We start from the raw sequence: 13977 nt of genomic DNA, 5'->3' as shown, positions 1-13977 counted from the left end.
CGCGTGGGCGCGACCAGCCACGACGGACCGCCACTCGCGAGACGGCCTCACCAATACGGCGTTTAGGCGTCACGGCGCCGCACCGCCTCCGCGGCCACGGCACGGAACTGCGTAACCGTCCGATCCCAGCGATAGCGCGCCGCCCGATCCCGCGCAGCCTTCCCCATCAACTCCCGCCGATGCCCGGACAGCGCAAGCGTGCACCAGGCAGCCGCGAACGACGACTCCCCGCCCGCGAGCACCCCGGTCTCCCCGTCCACGACGGAATCCCGCAGTCCAGGCACATCAAAGGCAATGGTCGGCGTCTCACGCGTCGCGGCCTCGGTGACGACGAGCCCCCACCCCTCCACGGCGGAGGGATGAAGCAGCAGCCACGCCGCGCACAGCAGCCGATGCTTCTCCGCCTCCGAGACATGGCCCACGAACTCGACGCCAGGACCGGCGAGTTGCTCGAGAGACGGCCGCTCAGGCCCGTCTCCGACGATGACCAGCCGCCCGCCGGTGACGGGCCGCACCCGCTCCCACAGCCGCAGCAGCAGATCGATCCGCTTGTACTCGACGAGCCGTCCGACGGCCACGAACAGCGGCTCCGGCGAGCGGTCACCCAGCGGGCCCGGCTCCTCGACCCCGTTGTGCACCACACGGATACGCTCCCGCTCGACGCCGATCCCGCGGAGCGCCTGCGCCGTGGACGGGGACACGGCGACCATCAGGCTCCGATGCTGCGCACCGGTCAACGCCCAGTGCTCAAGTCTTCGGCCGAGCCGAGCCGCAGGCGCCAGCGCCCCGCCGAACCGCATCTTCCACAGATCGGTATGCACATGGTTGACCAGGCACAAGGTCGGCCCGCGATGCCAGAGCGGGGCGAAGTACGGCATCCCGTTGCAGACCTCGACCAGCAGATCGCAGTCGCCGACCTGACGGGCGAAGGCAGATCTGGCGCGCAGGTAGTGGCCGTAGGAACCACCGGCTGACACGACCCGGTAGTCCCGGTACGCCGCCGGGCCCCCGCACAGCAGGGTGACCTGGTGGCCGAGCCGGGTGAGCCCGTCAGCGAGGCGGTCCACCAGCAGCTCGGAGCCGCCGGCGGCCTCGTTGCCCAGGTCACGGTGGGCGAGAAAAACGATTCGGCGCGGATGTGGGGGGAGCGCCGGGGGGTGCTGCTGCGACGCCCAGGGGAGGGTGGCGCGCAGCGGGGAAGGCACGTGCTGGGGCATGGGTGCTCCAACTCGTCTCAGGGTGCGGAACTCAGCGTGGGGGTGGGGGAGGGTTCGGGTACCCGGAGGGTTTGGGTTCCCGTGGGGGAATTCAGGGCTTCTCGGTCACTTAGGGTCGTTGTGCGTGGGGTGTGGACAGGCTGTGTCCGGGTGGGGTTGGACAGTTTTCGCCCAGCCGTTCGCCACGGCTACTCACCGGCGTGACAATTTCGGGCTTTATTAGAGCTGACGTCACGTCACATTGTGAGCGAGGGCTGGGGCATCTCGACCGTAGCCGGTGATTCCGGGCGCCTGCGCCCCCGTACCACCAAAACGCCACCCACCACCGCAAGCACGAATCCCGCCCCAGCGGCCCCGATCGGCAACGTCTCGCCCACCATGCGCAGCTGACCGCTGTCCCGCTTCGCCTGCCGCACGGCCTCCTTCTGTGTGGCCGTGGTGAACGAGATCTTCTCGCTGTCCAGCAGCACCGCCGCGTCCTTGTCGCCGCCCGGCGCCCGCAGGGTGCGGCGCGGGCCGGTCTGGGCGTAGATCACCCGGCCGGTGCGCTGGTCCACGACCAGTTCGAACCCATGGTTGGAGTACCACTCCTCGGCCAGCACCTGCGGGCGCTTCGGCTCGTCGACGAGGCTGCCGGGGACGAGCCGCGTGCCGACCTTGCGGGGCGCGACCGTGGCGGTGAACCGGTAACCCGTGTACCCCTGGATCTTCTCGGTGCCGTCGTAGCGCATGGTGACCGTCGTGCCACCGGTGTTGTCCCACCACTGGTAGGAGCGCTTCTCGACGTCGAACGGGAACTTCAGATAGGCCTCGCCCTCGATGTACGGCGTCTCCTTGCAGCAGTGCACCGGTTTCGTCGTCTTCCGGTCCATCACCCAGCGGTGCGGGGTGAAGTCCAGCGCGTCGTGCGGATCGGCGGCCGGCAGCGACTTGTCGGTGTCGACGGTGGTGATCACGTCCCATACGGCATTGCCGCTGCGCTCACTTTCGGCCACATTGCCGCGCACCCGCTGGGTGACGGTGATTTTCTGGTCCGGCACGGTCTCGATCTTGTCGGTGTCGAAGACACTGCCGGTGCCTTCGTAAACGGCGGTGGTGTCGATGTCGATGGGGTTCACGGCGGCACGCGGGGCCACGTACCAGGCCAGCATCGGCGCCAGTACCAGCAGAAACGTGCCGATGCCCAGCAAAATCAACGAGAGGGGTGAGGCTGTACGGCGCATCCGGCACTCCTGGGGGATTGGCGCATGGTCGATGCACGCTCAGTGCACAGTCGGTGCACGGTCGTTGCCTGGCCGTTCTTGGGCCGGGAACCGTAGGCGTCCCTTGACGGAGTGTCAATGTCTTGACGTGCTGACCCGGCTTGTCGAGACTGAACCGACAGGCAGGGGTCGGATCAGGCTGGCACCACCGGGGTGGGGACGACCTCCGGATGCAGAGAGGCTGACCCTGCGATGTCCAGACTGCTCGCCGCCACGCTGACCGTCGCGCTCGCCGCCGTACTCGCGGTGGGTGCCGCGCTCGGCGTGGTCGCGCTGCTGGAAGCGACGCCCGACCAGCCGAACACACCCTTGATCACATACGAGCAGGCGGGCCAGGGGAGTTGACCGTGGCAGCCATCCGCTCCACGACCTCGACGGCTTCTGCGGACGCTACGCATGCGACGGCCGCTACGCCCGCCACGGCCTCCACACCTGGGACGGCCGCCACGGCCTCCCCGGCCGGCACCACGCGCTCGGCCTGGCGCGACGTGCCCCGCTTACAGGTGCGCCGTTTCGCGGAGCTGGCTCTGGCCGAGGCCCCGGCCCTCGCCGAGGAGATCCTGCGCGAGATCCGCCGTGAGTACCCGCATCTGCCGGTCGTCCTGGACGAGTCGGGCGAGCCGATGGCCATGGTCGGCATCCGGCGTGCGATCGAGGTCTTCGTCCAGCACCTGGAGACCTCGGAGGGCCGCCCGACCGTCCCGCCGGGCGTCTTCCAGGAGTTCGGCCGCGGTGAGGGCCTGCACGGCCGCTCCCTGGACTCGCTCCAGGCGATCTACCGGATGGGCGTACGCCTCGCCTGGCGTCGTTTCGCCGAGATCGGCCAGCGCGTCGACATTCCGCCGCCCGCGATGTACGAGCTGGTGGACGCGGGCTACGAGTACCTGGACGGCCTCGTCGACCAGTCGGTGCGCGGCTACGCGGAGGCGGCGGCACGCCAGGCCGGCGAGCGGTTACGCCTCCAACGCCGCCTGATGGAGCTGCTGTTGGCCGAACACCACCGTGGCGATCCGGCGGACGCCCTGTCCGAGCGGGCGGCCCGGATCGGCTGGCCGCTGCCGGAGAAGGTCGCGGTGGGCGTGCTGCTGCGCCCGGCGCGGGAGGCCGTGGCCCCCGCGGTGGGGCAGGGCGTCCTGCTCGACATGGAGTACGAGCAGCCGCGCATGGTCGTCCCCGAACCGGACGCCGCCGGCCGCCCCGAACTGCTGCACCGGGCCCTGACCGGCTGGGCGGGCGCGATCGGCCCCCCGGTCCCGCCGGCCGACGCGGCGAAGTCGCTGCGCTGGGCCGAGGCCGCCGTACGCCTCATGGAACGGCGGCTGCTGCCGGCCGGCGAGGTCCTCTACTGCACCGAGCACACGGAAGCCCTGGTCCTCCTGCAGCCGGAGGAACTGATCGACGACCTGGCCCTGCGGTGTCTGGCCCCGCTGGAGCACTGCGGGCCCACGCACGGCCGGCGGCTGGCGGAGACGTTACTGGCGTGGCTGGAGACCAGGGGCGGGGCGCCGGAGGTGGCGGCCCGTCTGGGCGTCCACCCCCAGACGGTCCGGTACCGGCTCCGTCAGATCCGGGAGTTGTGGGGCGACGAGATGGACGACCCGGACCGGCGGTTCGAGTTGGAGCTGGTGTTGCGGGCGCAGCGGTTGAAGGGGGTGTTGGGGGAGACGCGTCGGTAGGAGGCCCAGCTGTGCGCCTCAGTGGCCGAGTCAAAGGGGCTGAGATCAGCGGGCGGCGCGCTCCCGGGTGGTGCGGCGCAGCCCGATGAGTTCGGCGACCGCCTCCAGCCAGCGGGCCACGACCTCGTCGCCCTCCACGGGCCGGGCCACCGACGCGGCCGCATCCAGCCAGCCGCGCACCAGGTCCGAGGCCGCCGGCTTGGGCAGCAGCTCCGGCAGCCGGGCGGTGTAGCCGGTGCCACCGCTGCGGACGGTCCTGCCGAGGAACGCCACCGAGCGGGGCTGCACCCCGAGGCGGTCGAGCGTGACCGCGGCGCCCACGGCTCCGTCGCCGAACAGGGCGCTGCGACGCGGGCCCTGGGCGCCGACCCCGTAGCGCAGGAGCATGACGACGTCGGCCCGCGCCGACTCTTCGTCGGTCTTGCTCGGGTTCATCGGTACCTCCGTTCCGGTCATCGCACGGTGACCGTGTAGATGAAGTACGCCGGGTCGTTGCCGGGGCTGCCCGTCGCGGTGCGGTCGTCGCCGTCGGGGCAGACGCCCAGGACGCAGTAGCTCATTTTGATCTTCGCGGTGCCCGCGGCAATGGCCTCGAAGGTGAAGGTCTGCGTACCGTCACCACCCCCGTCGACACCGCTGTCGCCCCCGAAGTCCTCCTCCCGGCCGCCCTCCTGGCGCACCGTGGCACGGTCGGGACCGGGTTCCACGATGCTCCAGTCCTGGCCCATCGAGGGGTTGGCCGGGAGCGTCAGCTCGAACGTGTCACCCGCGTCCACTTCGATGGACCGGTCGTCGGCCTCGAACGTCTCGGGGCCGAAGAGGCCGCAGCCGGACAGCATCACGGCCGTCAGCGGCAGGGCCAGGGCGGTGGACAGGCGGTGGCTGGACTTCACGGGGATCGGCCTTCCGTTCACTGGGCGGGCAGGTGGACGCCGTAGGCGTCGGGCAGGTCCTTGTCGGAGGCCTTGCCCATGTTGCCGTTGACGAAGTCGTCCTCGCTGACCCACGTGGTCGTCCCCCAGGGGTTGTAGACCTGCAGCATGTCGCCCTCCTGACCGATGATCATCATGGAGTGGCCGACCCGGTCGCCGTTCTCGTCCTTGCCCTCGACGCCGATCGGCACCGGTCTGCCCTCGGCGACGGCCCGCTCGATGTCGGGCAGCGCGTCCCGGCGGTCGTCCGCGCTCCGGATCTCCTGGAACTCGTACTCGCCGCCCGTGTGCGGACTGATCTCCTTGTTGGAGATCTCGGTCTTGCCGTCGTTGTCCATGCCGTCGGGTGTCGAGCCGAAGGGGAAGTCGTACTCGTCGTTGCCGTCGCCTTCGTCGTGCATCCGCAGCTGCTCGTCGCGCAGCCGCTCACGGAAGGCGTCAGGGTCGTCCTCCTGCCCGGACGGGCCACCGGTGAGTTCGAGGGCGTACACCGGATCGACCATGGCGCGCCCGGTGACGACGGTCGAGGGCACGCAGGTGTTGCCTTCCTGCGACCACCTCTCGCCGTTGAACGTCTGCTGGTCCGTGTTGTGGTTGGAACCCTTGTTGGGGCCGCTGGTGTTGATCCCCTCGTCCTTCATGCTGTCCCCGGCCGTGGTGACCGGCGTCAAGTGCCGCTGCAGCCAGTCCGGGTCCTTGCCGTGGATCTTGTCGCGGAACTCGCCGACCTCCTTGACGTCGTACCCGGCGGCCAGCGCCTTCACCAGGTACGCCCGTTCCTGCGGGGTCTTCGCCTCGGCGAGCATCCGCTCGAACTCGGCCTCCTCGCGGGCATTGAGGCGCTCCATCGCGCGGCCCGAGCGCTCCAGGTCGTTCGCGGTCAGCAGCTCGTTCATCTCCGCCGGACCGCCGGGGCCCGCGATGTCGGCGAGCACGAGGCGGTCGGCGGCGGAGATGTTGTCGGTCTTCATCTGGCCCGCCCGGGCCTCGGACGCCAGCTTGTTGAGGTCGCGCGCCGCGGCCCGCGCCGCGTCGTCGGCCACCTCTGCCGCGGTGTGCATCGCCTTGGCGCCCGCGGCCGCGATGTTGCGGGCCCGCAGCCGCTCCGCCTCCTCGGCGTCCTTCTCCACCATGTCGTCGAAGAAGCCGTCCTCACCGCCGAGCATGCCGAGCGCCTCGCGCAACTGCTCGCGGCCGCCCGCGTCCTGGGCCTTGGCATTGGTCAGCGCGTCGGCCAGGCGGAACAGGGCGCCGGCCGCGCCGATGAACGCCTGCTCCATCTGCTCGGCGGAGCGCGCCGCCGCCATCACCACCTCGGACGCCCGCGCCCCGGTGCTGCCCACCCAGGCGTCGGGCAGGCCCTCGCCCGCGACCTTCTGCACCCGTCGCTGCACGTCGGCGACTTCGTCGATCTGGTTGCGGTAGGTCTTGGCGAGACCCTCGATGATCCCGGGTTCACCGACCGGCGCCGAGACGCCCAGGGCGTTGTTGATGGCCCCGATGAGATCGTTCTTGCTGTCGGCCGAGGAAATGGAGTCGTGGTACTCGGCGAGCTTCTGGCGGCGGTCGGTGGTGGATTCGCCTGCGTCGGGCATGACGGTGCGGCCTTCTGTCGTGGTGAGGGCAGGAGTGTGGACTCGTACGCGGTACGAGGGTCGCTCAGCCGAAGTCGGACAGGCCGCGCGGCGGCGTGCCGGGCGCGGGCATGGTGCGGTGGCCCGGCGCGGGAACATCCCCCGCGGGCGCGGGCATCGTCGTCACGCCCTCCCCGCCGGCCGCGCTCATGCCCCGGATGGAGGCGTGCTCGGCGCCCTGGTAGTTCGCCTTGGACACCCGCACCTTGTCGGCCAGTTCGTGCAGGGCGCTCTCCAGGACCTTGGCCTCTGCCTGCCAGTCACCGGCGAAGTTGTTGTAGGCGGGGCCCGCGTCGGAGCCGCCGAGTGCGTCCGAGGTGTAGCAGGCGGTGTCCTTGACCGCCCTGGCGATGGCACCGACGTCGTCACCCGCCGTGTCGAGTGTCTGCGCCTCGCTGTTCATCGCGCTCGTCTGGACGCGATAGCCCCCGGCGTGCCCTTGCACGGTCATGTCCGGCCCCCGTTTTTTCTGATCTTGAGGGCGCAATCTAGCAAGGGGACGGTGGCATGACCACAACGACCTTCACCGCCGCCATCTGCTCGACATGGCACCACAAGCGCAGCGGTTGGGGTGGGGAACAGAGGGGACTCACGGTGCGGGAAACCGGGCTTGAAAGCAGGTCATGCCTCGACGGACTGTGGCCGGGCGTGGGGCCGGCGGCGTCCCCGGCGGTTCACGGTCGCTTCAGGCTGTCTGACGTGCGCGTTCGGCACTCATCGGCCTGTGCGCGGCCGACCGCTGCCTTCGGCCGCGTCGCGTCAGCCCCCACGGCTTCAGGACCGAGATCACCGTCATGAAGACGTACGCGGACAGCGACACGATCGGCCCCATCATGAGGTCCCCGGCGTCGGGCAGTGCGCCGCCCGCGGCGACCGCGTCGACCGTGGAGCTCAGGCCGGGGCGCAGGGCGAAGGCGGTGGCGGTGGTCGTGGCGAGGGTCAGCCAGAACTTGGTGTACACCCACCGGTGCCGGGCCAGCCCCCACTGCGTACCCAGGGACAGCACCAGCCCACTGACCAGCGTGAGGAAAGCGACGGGCAGCAGGAGCCAGTCCGCGAACAGCTTCATGGCCCGCACCGACGCCTCCACGGTCACCGCGGACCCGGTGGTGGCCGCGGTGACCGCGAGCGCGAGCAGCCCGAGCGTGAGCCCGAGCCAGCTCGCGGCGGCGACGACATGGACGACGAGGGAGGCCCGGCGGGCGGGCCGGCTCAGTTTCACGGGGGACGTGGAGGACATGGAGGACGTGGAAGACATGGAAAACACCGTGCCGGGCGCGAGCGGCGAGGACGTCTGACAGGGGGAGTAACCCCTTGTACTTGCGTGGGCGTACCCGGCGACGCTCCGGCTGCTCCGTCCGAGCCGGATACCCGGAGACACTGAGCTTCACAACAGAGGAGACCCGATGCGGCAACCGACCCCTCACCCCGCCCTGCGGCAGCTGGACGTGTTCGTCGGCGAGTGGGACATGTGGGCCGCCGGCCACAGCGTCGGCCCCGTCCGGACGGAGTTCGCCTGGCTGGAGGGCGGCGCGTTCCTCGTCCAGCGCGCGGATGTCGCCCCCGAGGCGTCCCTCCCCGGCGAGTGGGCCCAGCACGCCCCCTTCCCCACCGTCGCCCTGACCGGCTACGACGACACCACCGAGGAATTCACCGTCCTCTACGCCGACGGCCGCGGCGTCGCCCGCGTCTACCGAGGCAGCATGATCGACCGCACCTGGCGCCAGTGGCGCAGCGCCCCCGCCTTCCACCAGCGCCTCACCGCCACCGTCAGCCCCGACGGCAACACGATCGAAGGCCGCTGGGAGCAGTCACCGGACGGCGAACAGTGGACGACGGACTTCGATATGACGTACACACGTGTGGGGGGACCGCAGCGCTGACGGAGACTGGCCGGTCCCGGAGAGCTTTCGAGCCGGTTCCGCCTGCCCATTGCCCGGGCAAACGCACTTTGAGTAATGTGTTCGTTATTCCGATCGACTGTTGAAATCTCGAACACAGTCACCGACACTCAAGGGAGGGGGCCGGACGTGGGACGCCTCGTACCAGCCGTGACCCGAGCTCTCGACATTCTCGAGCTCTTTCTCGACGGGGACGGCACGCTCTCCGCCCCCGACATCGTGCGCAAGCTCCAGCTGCCGCGCACCACCGTGCACGAGTTGGTCACCACGCTCGCCGCCCGGTCGTACATCGTCCAGGTTCCGGGTCAGCCAGGACGGTACCGCCTCGGCGTACGGCCTTACCAGCTCGGCAGCCGCTACGCCGAGCAGCTCGACCTCGCGGCCGAGGGGCAGCAGGTCGCCCGGTCCGTCGCCGAGACCTGTGACGAGACCGTGCACGTGGCGATCCTTGAGGGCACTGACGTCATCTACATCGCCAAGGTGGACTCCACGCACGCCGTGCGCATGGTGTCCGCCGCCGGTCGCCGGCTGCCCGCGCACTGCACGTCGGTCGGCAAGATGCTGCTGGCCTCCCTTCCCGAGCCCGAGCTCACCGCCCGGGTCCCGGACGGGGCCGAGCTCGTCGGCATGACACCGAACAGCATCACCGACCCGGTCGCCCTGCGCGAGGCCCTTGCGGAGATTCGGGAGCGGGGGATCGCCGTCGAGAGGCGGGAGTCCAACCCGGACGTGTCGTGCGTGGCCGCTCCCGTGCGGGACCGTACCGGGCAGGTCGTCGCCGCCCTGTCCATCTCCGTCCCCATGATCCGCTGGAGCGACGACCGGCGCGCCGAACTGGAGCAGCTCGCCGCCAAGGGGGCCGCCGAGCTGTCGGAGCGTCTCGGACACCGGAGCGTGGCATGACGGAGCGGGGCATGGCCAAGCGTGGTGGCACCGCGTACGAGGTCGCCATTCAGGCGGAGGCCGAGCTCGGTGAGGGGCCGACCTGGGATCCGGGCAGCGGGCGGCTGATCTGGATCGACATCCTGGGGTCCCGGATCCACACCTACGACCCCGTCTCCGGGCGGCGCTCGGTCCGTACCACCCCGCAGCACATCGGCGCCGTCAAGCCGCGCGCCGGCGGCGGCCTGGTCCTCAATCTCCGGGACGGCGTGGGACTGCTGGACCCGGACGACACCTTCCGCTGGCTGCACCACGAGCCCGTCCCCGGCCGCCGTGCCAACGACGCCGCCGTCGCCCCCGACGGCTCCCTGTGGGCGGGCACCATGCGCTACGACGAGGCACCGGGCGGCGGCACCCTGTCCCGGGTCACCGGTGACGGTTCGGTCGAGGTGGTCCTCGACGACGTGGCCGTGAGCAACGGCACCGGCTGGAGCCCGGACGGCAGCCTCATGTACTACATCGACTCGCCGACCCGGCGCGTCGACGTCTTCGACCATGAGGACGGGACCGTCGTCAATCGGCGGCCGTTCGTCGAGATCGAGGACGGCGCCGGGTTCCCCGACGGGCTGACCGTCGACGCCGAGGGGTGTGTGTGGGTGGCCCTGTGGGAGGGCTCGGCCGTACGCCGCTACACGCCGGACGGTGAGCTGGACCGGGTGATCCCGCTTCCGGTGCCCCGGGTGACGGCGTGCGCCTTCGCCGGGCCCGAACTGACCGACCTGTACATCACGACGGCCCGCGTCGGACTGGCGTCACCGCCTCCGCTGGCGGGGTCGGTGTTCGTCGTGCCGGGGGCGGGGAAGGGGCTGGCGCAACCCGCGTTCCAGGGCTGAGCCCCAGCCCGCCGCGCCCACCTACCGCAGCCCCGCCGCCTTCCGCTCCTCCGCCGTGAGCGGCGGCCCGCTCAACGCCGGCTTGAGCGGGCCGACCGCGGCGGCCAGCAGCACGGCCGGGGTCAGCAGCACCTGGGCGCCGCGCTCCAGCGATGTCACATCCGTCACGCGCCGCGCGATCCGCCCGTTCCCGGTGGCGGTGTGCATCAGCCGGTCGACGTACGCGGCCACGAGCCGTTCCCTGAGCGTGGGCCCGTTCTCGGTCGCGCCCGGGTAGAACACGTCCTGCCCGATGGCCAGGTCCCAGGCGGCGCCGACGGGCCGGGCCACCGCCTTCTGGACACGGCGCGCCAGGCCCGGCGCCGCCGATCCATGACGCCGTGTCATATCCCGCAGGATCAGGGCGCTTTGGGCGGCCACCGCCAGACCATGCCCGTAGACCGGGTTGAACGCGGCGAGCGCGTCGCCGAGGACGACGAAGTTCTCCGGCCACACCGGCATCCGCTCGTAGAAGAAGCGGCGGTTGACGGTGGTTCGGGTGACCGACACGTCGGACAGCGGCTCGGCGTTCCCGAGCAGCTCGCCGATCAGGGGGTGCCGCAGCTCGTCGCGGGCGAACCGGACGAAGTCCTCGGCCGCCGCGGTGGGTTCGCCGCCCCGGGTGCCGGACAGAGTGACGATCCACCGGCCGTTCTCGATCGGCAGCAGGAATCCCGCCCGGCCCGGCCCGCCGTCCCCGGGGTCGGGCTGCACGTTGACGACCGGGAAGCCGTCCCGGGCGTGCTCGGGGGCGAGGTAGAGCCGACTGGCGTACACCAGGCCGGAGTCGACCTCACGCCGCTCGGGCGCGGGGAGGCCGAGGGCGGTGAGCCACCGGGACGTCCCGGAGCCACGGCCGGTGGCGTCCACGACCAGGCATGCGTCGAGGGTGCGTTCGGCGCCGTCGTGGGTCCGGATGCGCACGCCCGTCACGGCGGCGTCCGTGCCGGCCAGTCCGACCGCCTCCGCCCGCTCGACCAGTTCGATCCGCTCGTCGGCGAGGACACGCGCGCGGATCGTCGCGTCCAGCAGGTCCCGGCCGGCCAGGATCACGTGATGCGACTCGGGCCAGCGCCGGAACCAGCCCCGCGCCGACAGGGCGACCACGTCCGTGGTGACCGGCAGCCGCTGCGCCCCGGCACCGCGGAGCGTCTCGGTGATTCCCGGCAGCAGCTCCTCCATGGCCCGCACCCCGCCCGACCACAGCATGTGCGCGTGCCGTGCCTGCGGCAGCCCCTTGCGGGGCTCGGGGCCACCGGGCAGGGCGTCCCGGTCGACGACGACCACACGGTCGACGAACCCGGCGAGCGCGCCGGCCGCGAGCATGCCGGTGTGGGATCCCCCCAGGACGACGGCGGTTCTGACGTCTGGGGCGGGGCGTTCGTTCATGCGGGGGCACTCTCTGCCGGGGCGGCCGCTCGGGCGCGTACCGCCTCGATGTCGTCGGGATGACGCAGGGCTCGGGACACGGCCTGGATCTCCCGCAGCAGATACGCGGTGTCCGGGCCGGACGGGGAGGCGTCGACGTCGGCCTGCGGGGACCGCTGCCGGGTGTCGACGGCGTCCAGGATCGTCACGGCCGCGGCGAGGGCCGCCGCGCGGGCGGGCTCCGAGCCGAGGGCGAGGGCCGCGTCGTACGACCGCCCGCGCAGGTCCTCGTCGAGGTACCGGGACACCTGCAGGAGCCCGTCGCGGATGAACGTCTCGCGGCGGATCAGCCGCAGCTCCGCGGTGCCGCGCAGGGTGACCGGTTCGCGTGCGCCGGTGACGGACCGCATCAGCGCGGAGAGGGGACGCAGTTGCCGGTGGCGCTGCCACAGGCGCCAGCGCTCGTGCAGGTACTGGCCCGCGTGCGGGATGATGAAGCCCACCGCGACCAGGGAGGCGGAGACGCAGGCGGCCGACGGCGCCAGATAGGTGCTCAGCCAGTCCAGGTCGTGGCCCGTCCACCGGGCGACCACGGCGGTGAGCTTGGACGCGTCGAAGAGCAGGTTCGTCGCGTAGCCGACGCCCAGGAACCTCAGGCCCCAGCGCAGCCAGGCGTCGAGCCCGTCGGTGCGGATCCAGTCCCAGATCAGCCGGGCCGTGATCGCGCAGGCCACGGTGTGCGCGAGCAGGTAGAGCAGGATCTGCTCGCGCATGAAGGGCGTGGTGGCGTAGTACGTGTCCAGGTCCCGCAGCCGTTCCACGGGGGCGTCCGCGAGGGCGAAGAGCACCCACAGGGCGATGACCACACCGGCGTAGACGGAGACGACCCAGCGGGTCGCGCGGCGCGTCGCGGCCGAGCGGTTGGCCAGGCCGTTGCGCCAGGCGATGATCAGCAGCAGCCAGGACGCGCACAGTGCGGTGAGCAGCGAGTACACCCAGGGCGCCGAGATGTTCGGTACGCCGGTGACGCGGTTGGTCCAGGCGATGGTGCGCGGGGCGGCGAAGACGAACACGGCGCACGCGAACAGCAGCAGGCCGCCGACGGCGCGCAGCAGCGGGTCCCGCCAGAGCCGGATGATGGTGGGCAGCTTGATCGCCAGGGCGGCCGTCAGGACGACGGTCGGGATCCAGAACGAGATGGACATGTCGCTGAGCAGGTCGGACGGGTCCGCCGCGAGCCCGGTCACCGCGCCGTCCTCCCGCTCTCGCGGTAACCCGCCGTCCTCCCGTTCCCGCGATAGCCGAGCGAACGCTGCACGGGTCCGAGCGGCGCGTCCGACTCCCGCCCCGACAGCAACGGCCGGAAGGCGGCGGCCAGTCGGTGCCCGAAGTCGTCGGCCTCGGCCTCGTCCCGCTGCCGGGAGCCGTCGCGGGCGGCCACGGCGAGGGCGATGTCCTGCCACCCGGGCCGCTCGGCGAGAGCGTGCGCGGCCGCCGTACCGGCCGTGTGGTCGTGGCCGTGACCGGCGTGCAGGTGCCACAGCTCATGGCCGAGGATGACCAGTTGCTGCATCGCCTCGGCCCGCTCCTCGACGATGACCAGGTCGAAGTCCTGGAACTCCACCCACAGTCCGGTCACTTCGATCTCGTCGGGGAACCGCTCGAAGCGCAGCTCGACGGGCCGCCCGCCGCGCCGCGTGCTCATCTCCGCGCACAGCGTGTGGCACAACTCGCGTACGTCGGCCGGGGGATGGGGTCTGGACCGCACGGCGGCGCTCAGATCGGAGGCCAGGTCGCGCATGCCGGAGGCGGCGGGAGAGCGCCGCAGTCGTAGCGCCGAGGCGACTCGGGCCGCCCTCTTGCGCGCGCCCGCGATGTCCATCGCATCCCCTGTTCCCCCGCCGCTCGGCGGGCCGTTCGAGCCTATGCGACCCGAAGTGTCCGCGTCATGCGATCCGGCGACCGTTGTTCAACCGGGAACCATGCGCTCCGCGGGTGGGGCCGGGATGGGGCGTCGGTCGTCTGCGGGTGCGTTGTGGCTGGTCGTCGGTCGTCTGCGGGTGCGTTGTGGCCGGTCGCGCCCACGCGGCGGAGCCGCATATCGATACGGCCCGCGCCCCTTAGAGGTGTTGCCGGACCGTAGGCGGCTTCGTGCGGGGCGCTCTGCGCTCGG

At 71.5% G+C, this 13977-nt stretch carries 15 protein-coding genes; 5 read left to right on the top strand and 10 right to left on the bottom strand.

The genetic code is table 11. The annotated features are described in order from the left end of the window. Window positions 1–62 precede the first annotated feature (62 nt). Complete coding sequence (locus ACTMVF_RS23265; protein ID WP_441273024.1) at window positions 63–1217, bottom strand: glycosyltransferase family 4 protein; 1155 nt, start codon at window positions 1215–1217, stop codon at window positions 63–65. A 236-nt stretch (window positions 1218–1453) separates the two neighbouring features. After that, a complete protein-coding gene (locus ACTMVF_RS23260; protein ID WP_441273023.1) occupies window positions 1454–2440 on the bottom strand; it encodes a DUF3068 domain-containing protein in 987 nt (328 codons plus the stop codon). Window positions 2441–2671: 231 nt separating this feature from the next. On the opposite strand from ACTMVF_RS23260, the gene ACTMVF_RS23255 reads away from it, so the two are divergent. Together ACTMVF_RS23255 and ACTMVF_RS23250 are read left to right on the top strand one after the other, a co-directional pair. Continuing rightward, window positions 2672–2824 carry a hypothetical protein gene (locus tag ACTMVF_RS23255; RefSeq protein ID WP_167364376.1) on the top strand — a complete coding sequence of 51 codons (153 nt, stop codon included), beginning with the start codon at window positions 2672–2674 and terminating at the stop codon, window positions 2822–2824. Window positions 2825–2967: 143 nt separating this feature from the next. Beyond that, a complete protein-coding gene (locus ACTMVF_RS23250) occupies window positions 2968–4155 on the top strand; it encodes a helix-turn-helix domain-containing protein (RefSeq protein ID WP_441273098.1) in 1188 nt (395 codons plus the stop codon). A gap of 45 nt (window positions 4156–4200) precedes the next feature. Here the strand turns inward: ACTMVF_RS23250 and ACTMVF_RS23245 are convergent, their stop codons facing one another. The 5 genes from ACTMVF_RS23245 to ACTMVF_RS23225 form a co-directional block, all read right to left on the bottom strand. After that, window positions 4201–4590 carry a hypothetical protein gene (locus ACTMVF_RS23245; protein WP_441273022.1) on the bottom strand — a complete coding sequence of 130 codons (390 nt, stop codon included), beginning with the start codon at window positions 4588–4590 and terminating at the stop codon, window positions 4201–4203. A gap of 17 nt (window positions 4591–4607) precedes the next feature. Next, window positions 4608–5048 carry a protease inhibitor I42 family protein gene (locus ACTMVF_RS23240; protein ID WP_441273021.1) on the bottom strand — a complete coding sequence of 147 codons (441 nt, stop codon included), beginning with the start codon at window positions 5046–5048 and terminating at the stop codon, window positions 4608–4610. Between the two features lie 17 nt (window positions 5049–5065). Beyond that, window positions 5066–6682: a WXG100 family type VII secretion target gene (locus ACTMVF_RS23235; protein WP_441273020.1), complete on the bottom strand. Its 1617-nt coding sequence runs from the start codon at window positions 6680–6682 to the stop codon at window positions 5066–5068. A 64-nt stretch (window positions 6683–6746) separates the two neighbouring features. After that, window positions 6747–7172: a WXG100 family type VII secretion target gene (locus ACTMVF_RS23230; RefSeq protein WP_441273019.1), complete on the bottom strand. Its 426-nt coding sequence runs from the start codon at window positions 7170–7172 to the stop codon at window positions 6747–6749. Window positions 7173–7406: 234 nt separating this feature from the next. Next, a complete protein-coding gene (locus tag ACTMVF_RS23225; protein WP_441273018.1) occupies window positions 7407–7979 on the bottom strand; it encodes a DUF2269 domain-containing protein in 573 nt (190 codons plus the stop codon). 148 nt (window positions 7980–8127) lie between these two features. On the opposite strand from ACTMVF_RS23225, the gene ACTMVF_RS23220 reads away from it, so the two are divergent. The 3 genes from ACTMVF_RS23220 (at window position 8128) to ACTMVF_RS23210 (ending at window position 10397) form a co-directional block, all read left to right on the top strand. Next, the gene (locus tag ACTMVF_RS23220) at window positions 8128–8604 is read left to right on the top strand and encodes a hypothetical protein (RefSeq protein WP_441273017.1); all 477 of its coding nucleotides are present in this window, start codon (window positions 8128–8130) and stop codon (window positions 8602–8604) included. 147 nt (window positions 8605–8751) lie between these two features. Further along, window positions 8752–9525: an IclR family transcriptional regulator gene (locus ACTMVF_RS23215; RefSeq protein WP_441273016.1), complete on the top strand. Its 774-nt coding sequence runs from the start codon at window positions 8752–8754 to the stop codon at window positions 9523–9525. Between the two features lie 11 nt (window positions 9526–9536). Then, window positions 9537–10397, top strand: coding sequence for an SMP-30/gluconolactonase/LRE family protein (locus tag ACTMVF_RS23210; RefSeq protein WP_441273015.1), 861 nt, complete (start codon window positions 9537–9539; stop codon window positions 10395–10397). Window positions 10398–10418: 21 nt separating this feature from the next. Here the strand turns inward: ACTMVF_RS23210 and ACTMVF_RS23205 are convergent, their stop codons facing one another. From ACTMVF_RS23205 to ACTMVF_RS23195, 3 genes are read right to left on the bottom strand one after another with little or no spacing between them, the layout of a single operon-like run. Beyond that, on the bottom strand, window positions 10419–11825 hold the full coding sequence (locus ACTMVF_RS23205; RefSeq protein WP_441273014.1) for an NAD(P)/FAD-dependent oxidoreductase: 1407 nt from the start codon (window positions 11823–11825) through the stop codon (window positions 10419–10421). After that, entirely contained in the window at window positions 11822–13009 is a 1188-nt protein-coding gene (locus ACTMVF_RS23200) for an MAB_1171c family putative transporter (RefSeq protein WP_441273097.1), read from the bottom strand. Before ACTMVF_RS23200 ends, ACTMVF_RS23205 begins: the two co-directional genes overlap by 4 nt. A gap of 38 nt (window positions 13010–13047) precedes the next feature. Then, window positions 13048–13686 carry a toxin-antitoxin system, toxin component family protein gene (locus tag ACTMVF_RS23195; RefSeq protein WP_441273013.1) on the bottom strand — a complete coding sequence of 213 codons (639 nt, stop codon included), beginning with the start codon at window positions 13684–13686 and terminating at the stop codon, window positions 13048–13050. Window positions 13687–13977 lie beyond the last annotated feature (291 nt).

It is taken from the genome of Streptomyces sp. SD31 (genome assembly GCF_052068475.1).
In the GTDB taxonomy this organism is placed as follows: domain Bacteria; phylum Actinomycetota; class Actinomycetes; order Streptomycetales; family Streptomycetaceae; genus Streptomyces.
Note: the sequence above shows the minus strand (reverse complement) of the source record. Positions and strands in the feature narration are given on the sequence as shown.

Coding starts and splice junctions, on each gene's coding strand:
- ACTMVF_RS23205 (WP_441273014.1), bottom strand. CDS start 11,825: ATGAACGAACGCCCCGCCCCAGACGTCAGAACCGCCGTCGTCCTGGGG.
- ACTMVF_RS23255 (WP_167364376.1), top strand. CDS start 2,672: ATGTCCAGACTGCTCGCCGCCACGCTGACCGTCGCGCTCGCCGCCGTA.
- ACTMVF_RS23235 (WP_441273020.1), bottom strand. CDS start 6,682: ATGCCCGACGCAGGCGAATCCACCACCGACCGCCGCCAGAAGCTCGCC.
- ACTMVF_RS23225 (WP_441273018.1), bottom strand. CDS start 7,979: ATGTCTTCCACGTCCTCCATGTCCTCCACGTCCCCCGTGAAACTGAGC.
- ACTMVF_RS23210 (WP_441273015.1), top strand. CDS start 9,537: ATGGCCAAGCGTGGTGGCACCGCGTACGAGGTCGCCATTCAGGCGGAG.
- ACTMVF_RS23230 (WP_441273019.1), bottom strand. CDS start 7,172: ATGACCGTGCAAGGGCACGCCGGGGGCTATCGCGTCCAGACGAGCGCG.
- ACTMVF_RS23260 (WP_441273023.1), bottom strand. CDS start 2,440: ATGCGCCGTACAGCCTCACCCCTCTCGTTGATTTTGCTGGGCATCGGC.
- ACTMVF_RS23200 (WP_441273097.1), bottom strand. CDS start 13,009: ATGTCCATCTCGTTCTGGATCCCGACCGTCGTCCTGACGGCCGCCCTG.
- ACTMVF_RS23245 (WP_441273022.1), bottom strand. CDS start 4,590: ATGAACCCGAGCAAGACCGACGAAGAGTCGGCGCGGGCCGACGTCGTC.
- ACTMVF_RS23220 (WP_441273017.1), top strand. CDS start 8,128: ATGCGGCAACCGACCCCTCACCCCGCCCTGCGGCAGCTGGACGTGTTC.
- ACTMVF_RS23265 (WP_441273024.1), bottom strand. CDS start 1,217: ATGCCCCAGCACGTGCCTTCCCCGCTGCGCGCCACCCTCCCCTGGGCG.
- ACTMVF_RS23195 (WP_441273013.1), bottom strand. CDS start 13,686: ATGGACATCGCGGGCGCGCGCAAGAGGGCGGCCCGAGTCGCCTCGGCG.